Source organism: Corallococcus sp. NCSPR001 (genome assembly GCF_017309135.1).
Lineage (GTDB): Bacteria > Myxococcota > Myxococcia > Myxococcales > Myxococcaceae > Corallococcus.
On sequence record NZ_JAFIMS010000002.1, the window covers coordinates 2,549,475 to 2,569,297 of the forward strand.

Here is a 19,823-nt window from a genome sequence, read left to right on the forward strand (position 1 = left end):
CCGTGTCCAACCTCCCCGACATCGCCTCCCAGGCCCCGCGCGTCCCCGCCGCTTCCCCGGCGGCGGCGCGTTGGGGCCTGCTGTTCGTCCTGGCCGTCTGCGTCCTGGGGACGGGCTGCGCCAGCGACTACGTGGCGCGCACGGCCTCCGCGCGCTCCGCGTACCAGGCCTCCGACTATCCGCGCGCCCTGCGTGAGCTGGACGGCGAGCAGAAGGAGGCCCCCGAGCGCGACCAGCTCCTGCTGCTGCTGGACAAGGGCATGGTGCTGCACGCGGCGGGGCAGTGGGAGGAGAGCACGAAGGTGCTGGCCCAGGCGGATGACCTGAGCTCGCAATTGGACATCACCTCCGTGAGTGAAGAGGCCGGCATCCTGCTCAGCAACGAGCGGCGCCGTGCCTACCGCGGGGAGGACTTCGAGAAGCTGATGATCTCCGTCCTCCAGGCGCTCAACTACGCGGAGCTGGGCCGGGACGAGGACGCGCTCGTGGAGGTCCGCCGCGTCAACGAGCGCATCGAGAAGATGATCACCGAGGAGAAGAAGCCGTACGAACAGCTCGCCATCGCGCGCTACCTGGGCGGCGTGCTGTACGAGGACCAGCATGAGTGGGACTCGGCCTTCATCGACTACATGAAGGCGTACGAGCTGGAGCCCCGGCTGGGCGGGCTGGTGGAGCCGCTGTTGCGGCTGGCGAAGAAGACCGGCCGCGACGACGCCTACGCGATGCTCTCCCAGAAGTTCCCGGACGTGGCGCATGACCCGGTGGGCCCCGGTGACGGGCAGCTCGTCGTGGTGGTGGAGGCGGGCCTGTCACCTCAGAAGGAGCGCGCGTCGCGCGACTACGGCGACTCCGGGGACCTGATTGAAGTGCCCGTGTACCGGGACCGCGGCGGTACACCGCCGGTGCGCGTGTCGGTGGAGGGCCGGGCGGAGCGGGCGGTGACGGTGACGTCGCTGTCGCGCGTGGCCCAGGTGCACCTGAACGACCGCATTGGCCGCATGCTGGCGAAGCAACTGGCGGGCGCGGTGGCGAAGGCGGGCGTGGCCGCGGGCGTGGGCGCGCTCACGAAGAGCAAGGAGTTGGGCGTGCTCGCGTTCCTGTTGCTCAACGCGGGCAACCAGGCCGACCTGCGCTCCTGGCTTTCACTGCCGGCGGAGTTCCAGGTGGCGCGCTTCCGGCTTCCTCCGGGAAAACACACCGTCCAGGTGGATGCACCGGGCCGGCCCACCACCCACCTGGTGGAGGTGAAGCCGGGGCGGGTGGAGGTGCTGGTGGTGCGAAGCTACTGACGGCGTCGTTTTGGGAGTAGGGTGCGCGCCCCATGTCGCCGGTCGTGGCCGAAGTCGTCCTGTATTCCTTCATCGTCGTGGTGAGCGCGCTGGCCGGCGCGGGCGTGGTCATCTTCAATGACCGCTCCACGCGGCTCGTGACGTTCCTGGCCTTCGCGGCGGGCGTGATGTTCGGCGCGGCCTTCTTCCACATGCTCCCGGAGGCCTACGAGGGCGGCGGCTGGTGGGCCTTCGCGCTCGTGCCCATGGGCTTCCTCTTCGTGCTGGTGCTGGAGCGCTACCTGCTGGCCCACGCCTGCGAGGAGCCGCCGGACTGCGCGGAGCACGTGCATGGCCACGCGCTGGGCTTCAGCGCGTTCCTGGGCCTGTCCACGCACACGCTCTTCGACGGCATCGCGCTGGGCTCCTCGGTGAAGGAGGGCGTGGGCGCCATGGCGCTCCTGGCCATCACCGCGCACAAGATTCCCTCGTCGCTGTCGCTCGCATCCATCCTCCAGGCGGAGGGCAAGAAGCGCGGCACCATCCTGGCGTACACCGCGCTGTACGGCCTGATGGTGCCGGTGGGCGCGGTGCTCTACTTCGGCTTCGACGCGGTGCTGAGCTTCCAGTCGCTGGCGCCCAAGGCCCTGGCCTTCTCCGCCGGCACCTTCCTCTACATCGCCGTGTCGGACCTGCTGCCGCACGTGAACAAGCACGGCCGGGACAAGCCCGGACGCAACCTGGTGGCATTGGCAGCCGGGTTGCTGGTGATGTTCGTGCTCGCGCGCGTCCTGGGGCACACGGAGCACTGACGGCACCATGGAACGACGCAAGGACTGGTACGAGCATCCGGAGTACTACGAGGCCATCTTCGGCACGGACACCGTGCGCGAGGCGGACTTCCTCCAGGAGCTGAGCCGGCGCTTCGGCACGGGCGGCAACCAGTGGCTGGAGCCCGCGTGCGGCGCGGGCCGGCTGGTGGCGGAGGCCGCGAGCCGGGGCCTGAAGGTCGCGGGCTATGACTTGTCGGAGGCCATGCTCGCGCACGCGCGCAAGCGCCTGTCCCCCGCGGAGCGCCGCCGCGTGAAGCTGTCCCAGGCGCGCATGGAGGACTTCTTCGACCCGGCGCTGGAGGGGCGCGTGGACCTGGCCCACACGCTGGTCTCCACCTTCCGCTACCTGGACAGCGAGAAGGCCGCGGTGGAGCACCTCACCGGCACCCGCCGCCTGCTCAATCCGGACGGCATCTACGTGCTGGGCTTCCACCTCACGGACTACGCGCGCTCCGGGCCGGAGCACGAGCGCTGGGTGGGGCAGGTGGGGAAGGACAAGGTCGTGTGCAACACGCACGAGGGCCTGCCGGAGCAGCGCCTGCGCCGCTCGCCCATGCGCAACCGCCTGCGCGTCACCGGGCCGGACAAGGACTGGCTCATCGAGACGACGTGGTACTTCCGCACGTACGACGAGGCCCAGGTGAAGCGCCTGTTCCGCAAGTCCGGCCTGCGCGTCGCGGCCACGTTCGACTTCGACTACGACCTGGACTCGCCCGTGGGGCGCGGCAGCCCGCGCCTGGACCGCGTCTTCGTGCTGAAGCCGGACGCCGCCTCCCAGGCCTGACGGGTGCTAGCGTCGCCGCCATGGAACCCACCGTGGCGGCGGGGACAGGGGCGCGCGTCAACGGCCGCGAGGCGCGGCTGCTGCTGGGGCTGGACTTCGCCGGCACCTACGTCTTCGCGGTGGAGGGCGCCATCGCGGCCATCGCGGGCGGGTTGGATCCGCTGGGCGTCATGGTCCTGTCGTTCGCCACCGCGCTGGGCGGCGGCATCCTCCGCGACCTGCTCATCGGCGCGACGCCCCCCAACTCCATCCGGGACGAGCGCTACGCGCTGGTCGCCTTCGCGGGCGGCGCGACGGTGCTCCTGCTCCACCGCTTCGTGACGTACGTGCCGCCCCTGCTGCTCGTCACGCTGGACGCCGCGGGGCTGTCCCTGTTCGCCATCGCCGGGGCCCGCAAGGCGCTGGACTACGGCCTGCGTCCGCTGATGGCCGTGCTCATGGCCGCCATCACCGGCTCCGGCGGCGGCACCCTGCGCGACCTCTTCCTCAACCACGTGCCCACCGTGTTGCGCGCGGACATCTACGCCGTGGCGGCGCTCGCCGGGGCGCTCGTCATGGTGGTGGGCCAGCGGCTGGGACGGCCCTCGCGCACCATGGCCCTGCTGGGCGGCATCACCTGCTTCGCGCTGCGCATGGTCAGCGTCTGGCGTGGCTGGAACCTGCCCCACTTCTCCCTGACTGGTATGGAATGACCCGGCTGCCTGCCTGTTCGGGAGGCGCGGTCCGACAGGCATGGGGACCCCACCGTCAGGGGGCCTTTGCGTCCTGTGCGGACGCGTCTGCGTACCATTTGGACGCAGTCTGATGGGGGTGTGCACCGTGAGCCCGCGAAATCATTGGGTTCCCATGCTTGGCACGACATCCGCAATGCGTCCCGCCCATACGCCGGCAACGGCGTGTACCGCATCCAGATGCACCCGGAGCGCGGAAGGAGGGGCCGCTCCTTCCGCGCTCTCCATCTGAATCCGCACCTCCCCGTCATCTCCGATAGAGTCCGCGTCTGCTTTTTGGACGGCTTCGCCGGTCGGAGGTGGCGCGGCTTCCGCACGGGAGGCGAGGGGATGCAAGACGAGTTGGCGCAGCTCATGGCTGCGCTTCGGGATTCCAGGGACTTCGAGACCGCGGCGGCGGCGACGTTGCGTCGGATGCTGGCCGTGGCGGAAGGCGCGGTGGCGGCCAGCCGCTATGCGGGCCGGGCCCGGGTCCTGCGCGGCATCGTCCACCTCCGCCCCGGTGAGGCGTACCGCCGGCTGGCGGCGCTGGACGTGGGCGCGCGCGAGGTGACGGACGCGGGCGTCGGGACGCCCTTCTTCACCTCCGCCACGGCGTGGCGCGCGGTGGTGGAGCACCGGTGCGCGGTGTCCATCGACGTGAACATCGGCACGGTGCAGCCGCACGCGCCGGACGCGCCGGTGACGGGCGACCCGGGCCTCGCGGGCTTCCACAGCAACGAGAGCAAGCAGCGCTTCCTGGGCCGCCACGCCACGCACGTGTGCGTGCTGCCCCTGCGCACGCCCGCGGGCATGGAGGGCATGATTTCGCTGGAGGCGGACTGCCTGGCCGCCATGGGGCAGGAGTTCGTCTGGCGCGACGCGGGCGACCTGCTCCAACTGCTCACGGACATCGCCGCGCCGTACCTCACCGCGCTGCCGCAGCGGCCGGTGGCCACGCCGGAGGTGGACGAGTTCCTCCCCGTGGTGGGCCGCTCCATGGCGGAGCTGCTGCCGATTCTCAGGACCTTCGCGCTCCAGGACGAGACCATCCTCGTGAGCGGGGCCACGGGCGCGGGCAAGTCGCGCCTGGCGCGCTGGTGCCATGAGCGCTCCGGCCGCCGGGGCAAGCCCTTCGAGACGCTGGACCTGGTGACGGTGCCGGAGGACCTCCAGATGGCGGAGCTCTTCGGCTGGAAGAAGGGCGCCTTCACCGGCGCGGTGCGCGACGCGCCGGGCGTGGTGGCCCGCTCGGACGGCGGCACGCTGTTCATCGACGAAATCGACAAGCTGTCGCTGAAGGCGCAGGCGGGCCTGCTGCACCTCCTGGAATCGCGCAGCTACCGGCCGCTGGGCGAGGGCACCGGCGAGAAGCTCGCGGACGTGCGCTTCATCATCGGCACCAACGCGGACCTGCACGCGCAGGTGCGCGCCGGCCGCTTCCGCGAGGACCTGTACTACCGCGTGAACGTGCTGCCGGTGCGCATGCCGCCCCTGCAGGACCGGCAGGACGAGATTCCCCTCTGGGCGCGGTACATGGTGAACCGCCGCCACCGCGAGCGGCTGCCGGAAGGCTCCGCGCGGCTGGCACCGGAGGCGGAGGTGCTGCTGACCACCAGCTCGTGGCCGGGCAACCTGCGGCAGCTCGACAACATCGTGCGGCGTGCGTACTCGCTGGCGATGGTGGGGCAGGCGGGCAATGGCACGGTCGACCTCGTGCTGCAGGAGAAGCACGTGGCCGAGGCGCTGGGCTACGAGCAGTCCCCTGGGGCCCGTCCGCTGCCGGAGGCGCTGCGGGCCGCGGCGCAGGCCTTCGTCGGGGAGGCCCGCAGGCGCGGCAGCCCGCTGGACCTGGACTACGCGGACGGCTTCCGCGGGCTGGTGCTGGGCACGGCCATCCGTCAGGTGGGCCGCGACGAGGCCTTCCGCCTGCTGGGCCGCGAGAGCCTGGTGAAGAACCGCAACCACCACAAGGCGCTCAAGCGCGAGCTGGAGAAGGTGGACGGCCTCTACAAGGCGCTGGGCGAGGGGGGCTCCCCGTTCTCCGACCTGCTGGAGAACGAGGACTCGGACTGACGCGCGAGGGCAGCGCCTTCTTCAGCGGATGGCGCTGCCCAGCGGCTGGTAGTTCTCGTCGCGCAGGCCCACGAGCACGCTGGTGCCGTTGTCCATCACCCGCAGCTCGCCGTAGCGCGCGTTCGCGTAGCGCTCCGCGTGGCCCTCCTGGAAGAAGAAGGCCTCCGCGCCCAGGCGCATCTGCGAGTTGCGGATGCGGAAGCGCAGGCGCACCTCGCCGGGCGCGAGCTCGGTGCCCGGCGTCTCGTAGCGCACGAACTCGCCTACGTCGTGCTCATCCAGGCGCAGCACCACGTTGCCGTCCTCCTGGGGCTGCTCGTGGCCCTCGCGCCAGCCCTGGTTGATGGCGTAGTCGAGCACCATGTAGTCGCCCTGGATGAGCGAGCGTGGATCCACCGGGGCCAGCCGCAGCAGCACGGGCTGCCCCCGCGCGAGCACGGTCTCCTTCTGCACGACGAGGAAGGCGAGCGCGGCGAACACCAGCGCGAGCCCACCGAAGATGACGGCGCCGCGTTTCATCGGGCCTCCGTGGGGACGGCGGAGTGCCGCCGCAGGAAGAACTGCCGCACGCCCAGCAGCACCAGGCCGCTGCCCGTGAGCGCGAGCGCCTTGGCCCAGAGCGTGATGTGCAGGTCGTAGTAGTAGTACGCGCCGAACGTCAGCAGGAACGCCACCGCCAGCCCCAGCATCACGCGGCTGCGGCGGTGGAAGCCGAGCGTCAGCATCAGCACCGCCACCAGCACGCCCGGCGTGTTCAGCGTCATCCCCGTGAGCAGCACGAGCGCGCAGACCGCGGGAATCCAGACGCGCTGCTCATGCGCCAGCCCCAGCTCGCGCAGCACCTGCCATCCCGTCCACACCACGAGGAGCGCCAGCGCGATGGCCATGTACGCGCTGGGGACGAACGCGCTCTCGAAGCGGAAGACGTAGTGGAAGCCCTCCTGCGAGTTCTCGTAGCTGCGGAACAAGAGCCAGCCGGGCGCGGCGCACGCGAGCGCGAAGGCGATGGGCCCCACGCGGGCGCCCAGTTGTCCGCGCCGCAGCCGGGGCTCGTACAGCAGCAGGCCGCAGAGCGCCGCCGTGCCCACGAGCATCCACACGTCCGCGCCCGCGCCCCCAAAGGCCTCGACGGCCAGCACGCCCACGGACACGCAGACCCCCACGGTCGCCAGGAAGTACAGGATGAGGTCCGGGAACACGGCCAGCAGCGCGAGCGACACCACCGCCCCCGCGAACGCGATGGTGACGGTGTTCTGGTCCAGCTGCGCCAGCCCCACGAGGAACGAACCCACGCCCGCCATGCACAGGGCCAGGGCGAGCTGCTCCATGAAGGGCCCCTGGGTGGCCCGACGCAGGAACACCGACGCCACCGTCAGCGCGAGCCCCAGGCCGGTAAGCGCTGCCTCCTCCTTCCAGAGGCCCACGCAGGCGAAGAAGCTGAGCAGGAAGGCGGCGGACAGCCACGCGCCTCCGCCGGCCAGCGCCTTCACGAACCAGGGCGAGGCCCCCAGCTTCTTGTGCCGGACCTCCAGCGCGGTGCGGGCGCGCGCGTCCACCTCCGCGTCCACGTGGCCCTCGGCCTTGAGCCCCGCCAGCACGTCTTGAATGGTCGGTCGCAGGGCCATGATCAGGTCTCCTCCGAAACGCCCGTGGCCTGCGACTCGTGGCGCAGCCAGTACACCGCCAGGCCCACCTCGCCCATGAGCACCAGGGGCAGGATGAAGAGGGTCAGCTCCTCCGCGTGCGTGACCTCCATGAGGAGCCAGCCCACCGCCGTGGTGACGAGCGTGATGGCGCTCAGCGCGCCCACCGTGAGCAGGAACAGCTCACCGTGCAGATGCCGGTGCAGGGCGTAGATGGCGGCCAGCGCCCCCAGCACCAGCGGCAGGGACAGTCCGGTCTCCAGCGAGCGGTCATGCCTGCTCACGATGAACAGGATGCCCAGCGTCACCAGCGGCGCCAGCGTCATGAGGGACAACACGCGGGGCATCCACCGCCCCTGGAGCCAGGAGACCTTCTGGTTGGCGAAGTGCTCGTATGTCGCCCAGGCGAACCCGTTGAGCAGCCCCAGCACCAGCGCGAGCCTCGCTTCGTAGAACTCGACGCGCGTCATGCGCTGGCCCCAGAAGAGGATGACGCCCGTGTTGACGAGCACGAGCTGGAGCATCCACAGCGGCGTGAAGCGCGCCAGCGCCACCCACGGCAGGATGAGCACGCCCCATCCGATGAACAGCTCATACGGATCCGCGCCCGTCTGGTACGCCTGTCCGTACACGGCGAGCAGCGGGCCCACCAGCACCGCGGCGGCGAGCAGCGCGAACTGGCCCGCGGGCCGGTCGCCCAGCCGCCACGCGCCCACCGCCGCGCCGGCCATGCCCAGGCAGATGAGGCCCAGCTTCGAGAAGCGCCCCAGCGCCGCCCAGTTGAAGGCGAAGAAGTACACCACGCCCGCCAGCACCAGCAGCGAGCCCAGGGCCATCAACGTCGTGGACAGGAACGCGCGCCACGCGGGCCGGGCCGGCGAGGCGACCGCCAGATGCAGCGCGCGCCCGTACGCGTCCGGTCTCAGGATTCCGGCGTCCGCCAGCGCGTGCAGCCGCTCCGGCGTCGCCTCCAAGTCGAGGAAGTCTTTCGGCACGGCCGGCGACTGTATCCTGTTTGCCGGAGGGGCTGGGACACTGCCATCCAGCCCCTCCAGACACAGTCGGTGCTACGGCGTGGCCTCGGTGACGTCGGTGATTTCGAAGCGGTGGCTCTGGGTTGCGATCCAGATGGTGCCGTCGCTGAAGCTGCGCTCGAGCGCGAGGAAATACCGGCCGCTCGTGGGGGCCGTGAACCGGGCCCCATCCCCGTAAGTGGCAAGCTTCGGGCCCTGCTGCGCGCCCTGGGCATCCGTCACCGTGGTGCCGCAATAGGGGGTGGCGGTGCCGCCCTTGGGAGTGGTGGCGGTGGCGTCCTTCAGGAGATACACGTGACCTTCGATCAGGTCCGTGGCCAGCACGTCGACGTCATTCCTGGAGCCGAAGACGACGTCCACCTGCGCGGGCACCGTCACAAGGGTGGCCTGCGCCGCGACGTCCCCATGGTCATCCAGGCCTGCATCGCTGACCCTGCACTCGTACCGGTGGGAGAAGGTCGAGGGCTGCCGCTGATAGGACTGGACGCGCAGGAGGATGTCTCCTCCTCCCACGTTCTTGACGGCGATGTAGGGGAGGGGCTCGCCGAAGGTGTAGTCGCCGTAGTTGTAGGTGCCGAGGGACGTCCCATCCGGGCGGAGGAGCTCGATGTCCGGGTTGCTGCCGGCCTCCGTCGTCCGGCAGACGGCGCGCAAGATGTGGTCCGTGGGCACGGAGAGCCGCCAGGCATCCACGTCGCCGGAGGTCTCCAGGGAGCCCTCGAACGTTGTCTCCGTCTGCGTGACCGGCTGGTTGACAGCCTCGTCCGTGGAGCCGCCCGCATCATCCGCGGCCTCCGTGAACTGGTAGCTGAACTGTCCTGCGAATCCTTCTTCCGTGAGGATGTTCGGCTGGAGCTCCATCAAGACAGGCCCGGTCGCGGACGCCGTCCAGAAGAGGCTGATCTCCCACTTGTTCTGCTGGATGTTGGTGGCCCGGGCCTCTCCCAGGGGCTCCAGCGACGTCGCGTCTCGCAATTGAAGCCGGCACCCCGTCAGGGTGGCGGGGCTGCAGACGAAGCGGTAGAGCTGGCCGGCTTTGACGGCGAGTTTCAGGCGGAGGGGCTCGGTGGGCATCGTGAAGTCCATCTCCCCCTGCGCCCCCGGCTGCAGGCCCGGGTCCTGGACCTCGTCCTTGCCGCAGGCACCCAGTGCCAACACCACGCCCAGCAGCGCCACGCGCTGGAAAGACTTCCATTCCCGATTCATGCGGATGCCCCTCTTCCCCCAAAGCGCTCGCGCGGCCCGAGCACCTTGCCCTCAATCAATAGCGCATGACCGGGTTCCACAGGAAGAGCTGACGGGTGATTGTCATTGCTCGCCGAGAAAGGCTTTCAGCTCCGGGAGCACGCGCTCGGGGTGCTCCAACTGGGGACTGTGTCCGCACTCCACGCGCAGCACCCGGGCCCGCGGCAGGTGGCGCGCGGCCTCGTCCGCCAGTGAGACGGGAAGGGTCTCATCGCGCTCACCCCAGACGAGCAGCACGGGGACCTTCACTTCGCCCAGCCGTTCACGGCGGTGGAACAGCGGCCCCGTCAGCGGCACCAGCGCGTTGAAGGCGTGCGCGGCTTCGGGCCTGCCGCCGGGCACGCTCAACAGCTCGTAACCCAGCTGGCCCAGCTTCTCTCCCAACGGCGTGGGAGGCGGCGGCAGCATCCGCGCCATCGCCCAGGGGCCCAGGTTGCGCGCCAGCCGCTCCGGCCCCGCGCGGAAGAACAGGCGTGAGGCGCGCGGCATCTCCGGACCCAGCCCCATCGCGTCCACCAGCACCAGCCGCTCCACCGGCACCGCGCCGCGCAGCGCCAACTCCAGCGCCACCAGCCCGCCCAGCGAGTGGCCGACCACCGACACCGGCCCCTGCGTGAGCATCCCCAGCGCCTCCTCCACCGGCGCCGTGAAAAAGCGCACCGCGTCCTCCGCGGACCCCACGTGCACGTCGGCCGGGGTGGACTGACCGAAACCGGGCAGGTCCAGGGCCAGCACCCGGTGATGCCGGGCCAGCGCCGTCAGGTACGGGAACCAGTGGGTCGCCGCGCTCCCACGCCCGTGGAGGAAGACGACCGTGGAATGGGCGCCTTCGGGCGGACCCCCTTCGAGGATCCGCACCGCGCCGCCCCCGGGCAGCCAGTGCACCTGGGGCACCACGGCCGGGGCCAACTGGGCCAACAGCCCCGTCTCCACCGGGCCCACGGGGGGCGTGGCGCCCGGGGCTCCGGGGCGGCCGGCGGCGTCCCAGCGAGGGGGGAGGGGAGAGCGGCGGGGCGGGGGTGGGCGGGACATGGGAGATGACCCTTTACGGCACGGGGCGGCTTGACGGAATGTCTGGCCCACAGCGGTGTTGAGCCGGACGCCCGGGAACCCTAGGCTGCCCGCCGCCCAGGCCGACAGAGGGGACATGAACACCGACATTCGCGCGCTCACCGAACGCGTGCAGCAGGAAAGCAGCTTCGTCGAGGTCCTCAACCAGGAGACCGGCAAGGTCATCGTCGGGCAGCGGTACATGCTCGAACGCATCCTGATTGGCCTCTTGTGCAACGGCCACGTCCTCCTGGAGGGCGTGCCCGGACTCGCCAAGACGCTGACCGTGCGCACCGTGGCGGACTCGCTCAGCGCCACCTTCATGCGCGTGCAGTTCACGCCCGACCTGCTGCCGGCGGACCTCGTCGGCACCATGATCTACAACCAGCAGACGGCCGCCTTCACCGTCCGCAAGGGGCCCATCTTCGCGAACATCGTCCTCGCGGACGAAATCAACCGCGCCCCCGCCAAGGTCCAGTCCGCCCTCCTGGAGGCCATGGCCGAGCGCCAGGTCACCATCGGCGACCAGACCTTCGGCCTGCCCTCGCCGTTCCTCGTGCTGGCCACGATGAACCCCATCGAGCAGGAGGGCACGTACCCCCTCCCCGAAGCGCAGGTGGACCGCTTCATGCTCAAGGTGAAGGTGGGCTACCCGACCCGTGATGAGGAGAAGGTCATCATGGACCGGATGTCCGGCGGCTCGTCGCCGAAGGTCCAGCGGGTCATCACGCTGGAGCACCTGGTGCGCGCGCGCGAGCTCGTCCACGCCATCTACATGGACGAGAAGGTGAAGGAGTACATCCTCAACGTGGTGTTCGCCACGCGCGAGCCCGCGCGCTACGGCCTCAAGGATCTGGCGGACTACATCCAGTTCGGGGCCTCGCCGCGCGCCACCATCGCGCTCGCCCAGGCGGCCCGCGCGCACGCGTTCCTGCGCCACCGCGGCTTCGTCACCCCGGAGGACGTGAAGGCCATCGCCTTCGACGTGCTCCGCCACCGCATCGCGATGACCTACGAGGCGGAGGCCGAGGAGCTCACCCAGGAGAAGATCATCCAGCGCGTCTTCGACCGCGTGGAAGTCCCCTGAGAAGGCCCCGGTAAGAGCGCGCCCGTGCTGCCCAAGGACCTCATCCGCCGCATCCGCAAGTTGGAGATCCGCACCCGCAAGGTGGTCTCCGACATGCTGGCCGGCCAGTACCACTCGGTGTTCAAGGGCCGCGGCATGGCCTTCTCCGAGGTGCGCCAGTACCAGCCCGGCGATGAGATCCGCTTCATCGACTGGAACGTCACCGCACGCATGAACGAGGCGTACATCAAGGTCTTCACCGAGGAGCGCGAGCTCACGGTGATGCTCCTGGTGGACGTGTCCGCTTCCAACGAGTTCGGCTCCAAGGACCGCACCAAGGCGGAGGTCGCCGCCGAAGTCGCCGCGCAGATCGCCTTCAGCGCCATCGCGAACAACGACCGCGTGGGGCTCATCCTCTTCTCGGACCGGGTGGAGAAGGTCGTCCCGCCGCGCAAGGGGCGCATGCACGTGCTGCGGCTGGTGAGCGACATCCTCACCTTCAAGCCCAAGGGCCACGGCACGGACCTGTCCGCGGGGCTCACGTACCTGACGCAGGTGGCCAAGCGGAAGGCCGTGACGTTCCTCGTGTCGGACTTCATGGCCACGGGCTACGAGAAGCCGCTGCGCCTCGTCGGCCGCCGCCATGACCTGGTGCCGGTGGTCATCGAGGATCCGCTGGAGCAGCGCTTCCCCGCCCACGGCCTGGTGGAGATGGAGGACCCGGAGACGGGCGAGCGCTTCGTCGTGGACACCAGCTCCACCGCCGTGCGCGGGAAGTTCATGCGCGCCATGCAGGCCCAGCGCGACGAGCGCCGCAAGCTGTTCAAGAAGCTGGAGCTGGACCACGTGGAGCTGCGCGCCGGGGATGATCACGGCAAGGCGCTGGCGAACTTCTTCCGCGCGCGGGCCCGGAGGATGGCGGCATGAGACACGCGCTCGTCCTCGCGGCCGTCCTCCTCGTCAGCGCTCCGGCCGCATGGGCCCAGGCTCCCGCCCCCAAGGCCCCCGTCGCCCTGGAGACGGTGGCGCCCACGGGCGCGTCCGCGCGGGTGGAGCCGGAGACGGTCCACATCGGCGAGCCCTTCACCTACCAGGTGACGCTCACGCACCCGAAGGACCAGCGCTACGAGCTGGTGGCGCCCACGGGTGAGAGCGCGGTGGAGCTGCTCCAGCAGACGCGCCAGCGCCAGGACAACGCGAACGACGCGACCACCACGTTCGGCCTGCGCTTCTCCGCGTTCGACCTGGGCGACGTGCGGCTGCCGGACCTCGCCTTCGACGTGGCGACGCCGGAGGGGCCGCGCCGCTTCGTGCTCAAGGGCAAGACGGTGGAGGTGACCTCCACGCTGCCGCCGGACGCGCAGGGGCAGGGCGCGGAGCTGTTCGACTACCAGCCCCCGCAGGAAGTGCCCATCCGCTCCTGGACGCTGCTCTACGCGCTGGCGGTGGCGCTGGCGGTGGCCGTGGCGGTCTGGGCGCTGGTGCGCTGGTGGCAGCGCCGGCCAAAGCGCGAGAAGGTCGTTCCCCTGCTGCCGCTGGACGTGCGAGTGCGCCAGTCCCTGGATGCGCTCAAGCGCGAGGACCTGCCCGGCCGCGGCCACGTGAAGGACTTCTACTTCCGCCTCTCCGAAATCGTGCGCGGCTACCTGGGCGAGCGCTACGGCTTCGAGGCCCTGGAGTGCACGTCGTCCGAATTGATGGCGTCCCTGCGCAGGCTGCCCACGCCGGGCCTGCCGGAGGACGCGCTGATGCGCTTCGTCTCCGAGTCGGACATGGTGAAGTACGCCCGCGCCGACGCCTCCCCCGAGTCCTGCAATCAGGCGCTGGCCTTCGGCTACGACCTGCTCGCCAGGACGTACGTTCCTCCCGCTCCCCCCAAGCCCGATGCTGCCCCCGGACCTCGCGTTCAATAACCCGGAGGCGCTCTGGGCCCTGCTGTTGGCGCCGCTACTGCTGGCGCTCGCGTTCTGGGAGCGCAAGCGCCGCGCCACGCTGCGCTTCTCCGCCGCGCACGTCTTCGCCAAGGGCGGCCGGGGCTTCCGCACGTACCTCCTGCCGCTGCTGCCCATCCTGCGCGTCGCGGCGGTGGTGGCGGCGGTGGTGGCCATCGCGCGGCCGCAGTCGCGCGACTCTCGCGTGCGCGACCTGTCGGTGGAGGGCATCGACATCGTGGTGGCGCTGGACCTGTCCACGTCCATGGAGGCCGGTGACTTCCGTCCGCAGAACCGCCTCAACGTGGCGAAGGAGGTGCTGACCGAGTTCATCTCCGGCCGCGTGAACGACCGCCTGGGCCTGGTGGTGTTCTCCGGCGCCGCGTACACGCAGTCCCCGCTGACGCTGGACTACGGCGTGCTGAAGGAGGTCCTCAAGCAGCTGCGCACCCGCGTGCTGGAGGACGGCACGGCCATTGGTGACGCCATCGCCACGTCGCTCAACCGCCTGCGCGACTCCGACGCGAAGAGCCGCGTGGTGGTCCTCATCACCGACGGTGACAACAACGCCGGCAAGATTTCCCCGCTGGACGCGGCGAACATGGCCGCGTCGCTCCACATCCCCATCTACACCATCCTGGTGGGCAAGGGCGGCAAGGTGCCCTTCCCGCAGGGCACGGACCTGTTCGGCAACACCGTGTGGCGCGAGACGGAGATCCCCATCAACCCGGAGCTGATGCAGGACATCGCGGACCGCACCGGCGGCGAGTACTACCGCGCCACCGACCCGGAGGGCCTCAAGCGGGGACTTCAAAAGGTGCTGGACGCGCTGGAGCGCTCGAAGCTGATGGAGGGCGGCGCCAGCGCCACGTACAAGGAGAACTTCCACCCGTTCCTGCTGGTGGCCTTCGGGCTCGCCGCGCTGGAGCTCTTGCTGCGCGCCACCGTCCTGCGGGTGTTCCCATGATGCCCACGTTGGACGCCTGGCGCTTCACGCTCCTGGGCTACCAGGTGGGCCTGGCGCAGCCGCTGTTCCTGGGGCTGTTCCTCGTGGGCCTGCTGCTGGGGCTGCTCGCGCTGCTCAAGGCGCTGGGCCGCAGGACGCGGCTGTCGGCGCTCATCGCGGAGCGCCACGTGGCCACGCTCGCGCCCGGCGTGTCCGTGTGGCGGCCGGCGGTGCAGGGCGGCCTGTACGGGCTGGGGCTGATGCTGTTCGGGCTCGCGCTCGCGCAGCCCCAGTGCGGCACGAAGAGCGAACTGACGAAGCGCCGGGGCATCGACGTGGTGGTGGCGCTGGATGCGTCCAAGTCCATGCTCGCCCGGGATGTGCAGCCCAGCCGGTTGGATCGCGCGCGGTTGGAGCTCAACACGCTGCTGGATGAATTGAAGGGCGACCGCGCGGGCCTGGTGGTGTTCGCGGGGGATGCGTTCGTGCAGTCGCCGCTCACGTCGGACTACTCGGCGGTGAAGCTGTTCCTGCGCGCGGTGGATCCGGACGCGATGCCCCAGGGCGGCACGAACGTGGGCGCGGCGCTGCGGCTGGCCAAGCAGGTGCTGGACAACGCGGACCGGGGCTCCAAGGAGCGCGTGGTGGTGCTGCTGTCGGACGGCGAGGACCTCACCGGCGACGTGAGCGAGGCCACGGAGGCGCTCAAGGACGCGCGCGTCCAGGTGCTCGCGGTGGGCGTGGGCTCGGACTCCGGTGAGCCCATCCCCGTCTATGACCGGCGCGGCGAGTTCGTGGACTACAAGAAGGACTCCAACGGCGACACGGTCATCACGCGCCTGGACCGCGCGGGGCTCACGGCCATCGCGGACGCGACGGGCGGCGCCTTCTTCTACCAGCCCAACGGCGTGGCGATGGGGCAGGTGGTGGAGCGCATCGACCAGTTGCAGAAGAGCGAGCTGGAGAGCCGCGTGACGGTCCGCTACGACGAGCGCTTCCAGTGGTTCGCCGTCCCCGGCCTGGTGTTGCTGGTGCTGGGCATGGCGCTCATCCCCTCGCGCCGGAGGGCCGCATGAGCACGCAACCGATGCGGCGGCGCGCGGCGCGAGCGATGGCGGTGGGCCTGGCGGGCCTCCTGGCCCTGCCGGGGCCCGCGTGGGCGGTGGGGCCGTTGGAGAAGGACCACCCGCTGGTGCAGCGCGGGCGCGAAGCCTACGCGGCCGGACGCTACGAGGACGCCCTGAAGGACTTCGAGGCCGCGAAGAAGGAGCGGCCCAATGATCCGACGGTGGAGTTCAACCGCGCGGACGCGCTGGCGAAGCTGGGCCGTTCAGCGGAGGCGCGCGAGGCCTTCAAGCAGGTGGCGGAGTCCTCCCGCCAGCCCGACCTGGCGCAGAAGAGCTGGTACAACCTGGGCAACCTCGCGGCCACGGCGGGTGACCGCTCGGAGGCGCTCAAGTCCTACCGCAAGGCGCTCACGCTGGACCCCACGGATCCGCAGGCCCGGCACAACTACGAGGTGGTGCTGCGCGACCTGCCTCCGCCCCAGAACGGCCCGGATGGCGGCACCGACGGAGGCCAGGACGGCGGCAACGACGGTGGGCGTCCGGACGCGGGCGAGGACGGCGGCCAGAAGGGTGACGGCGGCACGCCGCAGGACGGAGGCCAGGACGGCGGTTCGGATGGCGGCGCCGACGGAGGCCAGGATGGTGGCGCAGACGGAGGCCAGGACGGCGGTGGGCAGGATGGCGGTCAGGACGGCGGCGCGGATGGTGGCGGCGGTGACGCCGGGCCCGGTGACGGTGGTTCGGACGGCGGTCAGGACGGCGGCGGCGATGGCGGTCCCACCGACGGCGGCGGCGACGGGGGCCAGGGCGATGGGGGCCAGGACGAGGGCGAGGGCGACTCGCGCGATGGCGGCGCGGACGGCGGCAGCGAGGGCGAGGAGGACACGGAATCCAACCCGCGCGACGGCGGAAGTTCGCCGGGTGACGTCGACCGGCAGGAGGCCGAGCGCCTGCTGGATGCGATGAAGCAGAACGAGAAGAATCTCCAGCTCTGGCGTTTCCAGCAGAAGAAGAAGCAGAGGAAGCCCAATGAGAAGGACTGGTAGCGGGCGCACGGCGCTGCTCGCCGTGCTCGCCCTCCTGGCCACGGCGCCGGCGTGGGCGGCGGACATCGAGTTCTACCAGACGGTGGACCGCACCGAGGTGGGCACCGACGACACCTTCACTCTCACCGTGGTGGTGGTGGACGCGCCATCCAACGCCCAGGTGCGCCTGCCCGAGTCCAACGACTTCGAGGTCCTCTCCTCGTCGCGCGGCAGCCAGCGCTCCATCTCGCTGTCCGGTGGCGGCCCCGCCGTCATCCAGGACATCACCCGCCACGTGCTGCAGATGCGCCCGCTGCGCGCGGGCAGGCTCACCCTCCCGCCCGCCACGCTCACCGCGGGGGGCCGCACGTACCGCACGGACGCCGTGCAGTTGACCGTGCGCGAGGGCCGCGTGGGCAACCCGGGGCAGGCCCAGCAGGGCGGCCGGCCGCCGTTGCCGGATCCGTTCCGCAACTTCCGCAACATGCCGGACCCGTTCGGGGACGACGACTCCGACCTGCGGGACGACGAGCCGGTGATTCCGCGCGGGGACTCGGACCTGTTCCTGCGCGCGAGCCTGGACCGCGACGACCTCTACGTAGGCGAGCAGGCCACGCTGTCGCTCTACATCTACTCGCGCGTGGACCTGTCCAGCGTGGACGCGGTGACGATGCCCAAGCTGGAGGGCTTCTGGACCGAGGAGGTGGAGAGCCCCACGCAGCTCACGGGTGAGCAGAAGGTGGTGGACGGCATCCCGTACCGCGCCTACCTTTTGCGCCGCCGCGCGCTGTTCCCGGTGAAGTCCGGCACGCTGCTGATCACCCCGGCGGAGGCGGACATCACCACGGGCTTCCTCTTCGCGGGCCACCGCGTGCACCGCGTGTCCAACGGCCTGAAGGTGAAGGTGCGGCCGTTGCCGAACGGCGCGCCCCCGAACATGTCCAACGCGAACGTGGGCTCGTGGCGCCTGTCGCTGGACGTGTCGCAGACGCGCGTGGAGCTGGGGCAGCCCATCACGGTGAAGGTCATCCTGGAGGGGCAGGGCAACGTGAAGAACGTCACCCCGCCGAAGCTCACCGGCCCGGCCGCGCTGAAAATCTACGAGCCCACGACGACGGACCGGCTCACGCCCAACCGCAACCGCATCCAGGGCCGCCGCGTGGTGGAGTACCTGGTGATGCCGCAGCGCACGGGCACCTTCACGCTGCCGGAGCTGCGCTTCCCGTACTTCGACCCGTCGCGGCGCCAGTACGAGACGGCGCGCACGGACCCCGTGACCCTCACCGTGGAGGCGGGCGCGGGCGGCGTGTCCTCGCTGCCGTCGACGATGACGCCCGCGCAGGTGGCGGACGCGGCCAACGAGCAGAAGAACGTGCTCGCCACCGGAGGCCTGCGTCCGGTGCGCGCCCGGGCCCACTTCGTGGGGCCGTCGCAGCCCGTGTGGATGCGGCCCTTCTTCGTCGCGGGCGTGCTGGCGCCGCTGGGCCTGCTGGCGGGCGTGGCGCTCGTGGGAGGCATGCGCGGCAAGCTGGCCACGCGCTCGGAGGCGGGCCGGGGCCGTCAGCAGGCGAAGGCCGCGCGCAAGCGGCTGGCGGAGGCGGAGAAGCTCAAGGCGGGCACGGACGCGGGCGCGTTCTACGTGGAGGTGGAGCGGGCGATGGTGGGCTTCCTGGAGGCCCAACTGGGCTTCCCCGTGGGCGGGCTGACGCGCGAGGCGCTCGGGGAGAGGCTGGCGGCGGCGGGCGTGGACGCGGAGCGGCGCGCGCGCGTGCTCTTCGTGCTGGAGGCGTGCGACCTGGGCCGCTACGGCGGTGGGGTGGAGCCGGGTGAGCGGCGCAAGGTGCTGGCGACCGCGGCGGCGGTGATGGAGGGCTGGGCGTGATGAGCGACGCGGCGACGCAGGGCTACTACACCGCCGAGGAAGCGGAGGCCGTCTTCCAGCAGGCCAACGACGCGTATGGCCGCGAGGACTACGCCACCGCCCAGGCCGAGTACGAGAAGCTCATCGCCCACGGCTTCGGCGGACCGGACGTGCTCTACAACCTGGGCACCACGCACCTGGCCCGGGGCGACCTGGGCCGCGCGGTGCTGGCGCTGGAGCAGGCCCGGAAGCAGGGCGGACGCGCCGAGGACCTGGAGGCCAACCTGGCCCTGGCCCGGGCGCGGCAGGTGGACAAGGTCGTGGGCGCCACCGCCGACGAGGCCTTCCTCCCCCGGCTGGCGGCCGCGACGGACGGCGCGGCCGTGGCCTGGGTCTTCTTCGTCGCGTGGCTGGTGGGCTTCGCGCTGCTGCTCGTCCGGCGCGCATTCCCCTCGATGCGGCGCACGACGGTGGCGGTGGTGGCGGGCCTCTGCCTCACGGCGGCGGTGCCGGCGGCGCTGCTGTTGGGGGCGCACATCTGGGTGCACCAGAACGTGCACGAGGCCGTGGTGCTGGCGCCCACGCTGGTGGCGCGGGAGCTGCCTCGCTCGGAGGGGCGCTCGCTCTTCGAGGTGCACGCCGGCCTGAAGGTGCAGCTGCTGGATGAGACGGGGAAGTACGTCCGCATCCGCCTGCCCAACGGCCTGGAGGGCTGGGCCGAACGCGACGGCGTCGCCGAAATCTAGGCGGGGCCGGAGCGACCCCGCCGTCGGGGAAAACCGACAGGGGACCGCTTTCGTACAGAGGGGCTACCGGCAGGCGTCGCTTCGCTGGACGTCGCCAGGGCAATGGCCTACGAGGGGCCCCGAGGAAACATGGCTGGCAACGCGCAAGCGCCCTTCCACATCCTGCTCGTCGAGGACGAGCCCGTCATCCGCGAGCTGGTTCGCTCCATGTTGAGCGACGGCGCGGTGGACGTGGTCTGCGCGGCCAATGGCATCGAGGGCCTGAAGCTGGCCCGCGACCGCGACTTCCACCTCATCCTGATGGACGTGGTGCTGCCGCAACTGGACGGCGTCTCCGTGTGCCGCATCCTGAAGAGCGACCCGGCCACGGCGAAGGTGCCGCTCTACATGCTCACCGCGAAGGCGAAGAAGGCGGACGTGGCGAGCGCGACGCAGGCGGGCGCGGACGGCTACATCCACAAGCCCTTCCGCGGCGCGGAGCTGATGGACCTGGTGGAGCGGCTGCGCGCGGCCCGCTCGGCCGCGGACTGACGCTCCA

General features: G+C 70.9%; 19 protein-coding genes. 14 read left to right on the top strand and 5 right to left on the bottom strand.

What is annotated here, in order from left to right; genetic code table 11:
- The first annotated feature begins 2 nt into the window (after positions 1–2).
- The 5 genes from JYJ93_RS12510 to JYJ93_RS12530 all read left to right on the top strand — a co-directional run bounded on the left by JYJ93_RS12510 (position 3) and on the right by JYJ93_RS12530 (position 5,671).
- Entirely contained in the window at positions 3–1,289 is a 1,287-nt protein-coding gene (locus tag JYJ93_RS12510) for a hypothetical protein (RefSeq protein ID WP_269012795.1), read from the top strand.
- A gap of 32 nt (positions 1,290–1,321) precedes the next feature.
- Complete coding sequence (locus JYJ93_RS12515) at positions 1,322–2,080, top strand: ZIP family metal transporter (RefSeq protein WP_206790191.1); 759 nt, start codon at positions 1,322–1,324, stop codon at positions 2,078–2,080.
- A gap of 7 nt (positions 2,081–2,087) precedes the next feature.
- Positions 2,088–2,885, top strand: a complete 798-nt coding sequence (locus JYJ93_RS12520; protein ID WP_206790193.1) for a class I SAM-dependent methyltransferase — start codon at positions 2,088–2,090, stop codon at positions 2,883–2,885.
- A gap of 20 nt (positions 2,886–2,905) precedes the next feature.
- The gene (locus tag JYJ93_RS12525; RefSeq protein ID WP_206790195.1) at positions 2,906–3,577 is read left to right on the top strand and encodes a trimeric intracellular cation channel family protein; all 672 of its coding nucleotides are present in this window, start codon (positions 2,906–2,908) and stop codon (positions 3,575–3,577) included.
- 369 nt (positions 3,578–3,946) lie between these two features.
- Positions 3,947–5,671 carry a sigma 54-interacting transcriptional regulator gene (locus JYJ93_RS12530; RefSeq protein ID WP_206790196.1) on the top strand — a complete coding sequence of 575 codons (1,725 nt, stop codon included), beginning with the start codon at positions 3,947–3,949 and terminating at the stop codon, positions 5,669–5,671.
- A 21-nt stretch (positions 5,672–5,692) separates the two neighbouring features.
- On the opposite strand, the gene JYJ93_RS12535 is transcribed toward JYJ93_RS12530, so the two are convergent.
- The 5 genes from JYJ93_RS12535 to JYJ93_RS12555 all read right to left on the bottom strand — a co-directional run bounded on the left by JYJ93_RS12535 (position 5,693) and on the right by JYJ93_RS12555 (position 10,625).
- Positions 5,693–6,190 carry a GDYXXLXY domain-containing protein gene (locus JYJ93_RS12535; RefSeq protein WP_206790198.1) on the bottom strand — a complete coding sequence of 166 codons (498 nt, stop codon included), beginning with the start codon at positions 6,188–6,190 and terminating at the stop codon, positions 5,693–5,695.
- Positions 6,187–7,296: a DUF4401 domain-containing protein gene (locus JYJ93_RS12540; RefSeq protein WP_206790200.1), complete on the bottom strand. Its 1,110-nt coding sequence runs from the start codon at positions 7,294–7,296 to the stop codon at positions 6,187–6,189. The genes JYJ93_RS12535 and JYJ93_RS12540 overlap by 4 nt, the downstream gene beginning before the upstream one ends.
- Positions 7,297–7,298: 2 nt before the next feature.
- A complete protein-coding gene (locus tag JYJ93_RS12545) occupies positions 7,299–8,309 on the bottom strand; it encodes a DUF2157 domain-containing protein (RefSeq protein WP_206790202.1) in 1,011 nt (336 codons plus the stop codon).
- Between the two features lie 72 nt (positions 8,310–8,381).
- Entirely contained in the window at positions 8,382–9,554 is a 1,173-nt protein-coding gene (locus JYJ93_RS12550; protein WP_206790211.1) for a hypothetical protein, read from the bottom strand.
- A 102-nt stretch (positions 9,555–9,656) separates the two neighbouring features.
- Positions 9,657–10,625 (bottom strand): alpha/beta fold hydrolase, encoded by a 969-nt coding sequence (locus JYJ93_RS12555; RefSeq protein WP_242543779.1) that lies wholly within the window; start codon positions 10,623–10,625, stop codon positions 9,657–9,659.
- A gap of 115 nt (positions 10,626–10,740) precedes the next feature.
- On the opposite strand from JYJ93_RS12555, the gene JYJ93_RS12560 reads away from it, so the two are divergent.
- From JYJ93_RS12560 to JYJ93_RS12600, 9 genes are all read left to right on the top strand, one after another.
- Positions 10,741–11,730, top strand: coding sequence for a MoxR family ATPase (locus JYJ93_RS12560; protein WP_242543780.1), 990 nt, complete (start codon positions 10,741–10,743; stop codon positions 11,728–11,730).
- Positions 11,731–11,754: 24 nt separating this feature from the next.
- The gene (locus tag JYJ93_RS12565; RefSeq protein WP_206790213.1) at positions 11,755–12,636 is read left to right on the top strand and encodes a DUF58 domain-containing protein; all 882 of its coding nucleotides are present in this window, start codon (positions 11,755–11,757) and stop codon (positions 12,634–12,636) included.
- Complete coding sequence (locus JYJ93_RS12570; RefSeq protein WP_206790214.1) at positions 12,633–13,622, top strand: hypothetical protein; 990 nt, start codon at positions 12,633–12,635, stop codon at positions 13,620–13,622. Before JYJ93_RS12565 ends, JYJ93_RS12570 begins: the two co-directional genes overlap by 4 nt.
- Positions 13,597–14,607 carry a VWA domain-containing protein gene (locus tag JYJ93_RS12575; protein WP_206800269.1) on the top strand — a complete coding sequence of 337 codons (1,011 nt, stop codon included), beginning with the start codon at positions 13,597–13,599 and terminating at the stop codon, positions 14,605–14,607. The genes JYJ93_RS12570 and JYJ93_RS12575 overlap by 26 nt, the downstream gene beginning before the upstream one ends.
- The gene (locus tag JYJ93_RS12580) at positions 14,607–15,662 is read left to right on the top strand and encodes a VWA domain-containing protein (RefSeq protein WP_206800270.1); all 1,056 of its coding nucleotides are present in this window, start codon (positions 14,607–14,609) and stop codon (positions 15,660–15,662) included. The genes JYJ93_RS12575 and JYJ93_RS12580 overlap by 1 nt, the downstream gene beginning before the upstream one ends.
- On the top strand, positions 15,659–16,699 hold the full coding sequence (locus JYJ93_RS12585) for a tetratricopeptide repeat protein (protein WP_206790216.1): 1,041 nt from the start codon (positions 15,659–15,661) through the stop codon (positions 16,697–16,699). The genes JYJ93_RS12580 and JYJ93_RS12585 overlap by 4 nt, the downstream gene beginning before the upstream one ends.
- The gene (locus JYJ93_RS12590) at positions 16,683–18,560 is read left to right on the top strand and encodes a BatD family protein (RefSeq protein ID WP_206790219.1); all 1,878 of its coding nucleotides are present in this window, start codon (positions 16,683–16,685) and stop codon (positions 18,558–18,560) included. The genes JYJ93_RS12585 and JYJ93_RS12590 overlap by 17 nt, the downstream gene beginning before the upstream one ends.
- Positions 18,560–19,285 carry an SH3 domain-containing protein gene (locus tag JYJ93_RS12595; RefSeq protein WP_206790221.1) on the top strand — a complete coding sequence of 242 codons (726 nt, stop codon included), beginning with the start codon at positions 18,560–18,562 and terminating at the stop codon, positions 19,283–19,285. The genes JYJ93_RS12590 and JYJ93_RS12595 overlap by 1 nt, the downstream gene beginning before the upstream one ends.
- A gap of 129 nt (positions 19,286–19,414) precedes the next feature.
- Positions 19,415–19,816, top strand: a complete 402-nt coding sequence (locus JYJ93_RS12600) for a response regulator (RefSeq protein WP_206790229.1) — start codon at positions 19,415–19,417, stop codon at positions 19,814–19,816.
- The last annotated feature ends 7 nt before the right edge of the window (positions 19,817–19,823 follow it).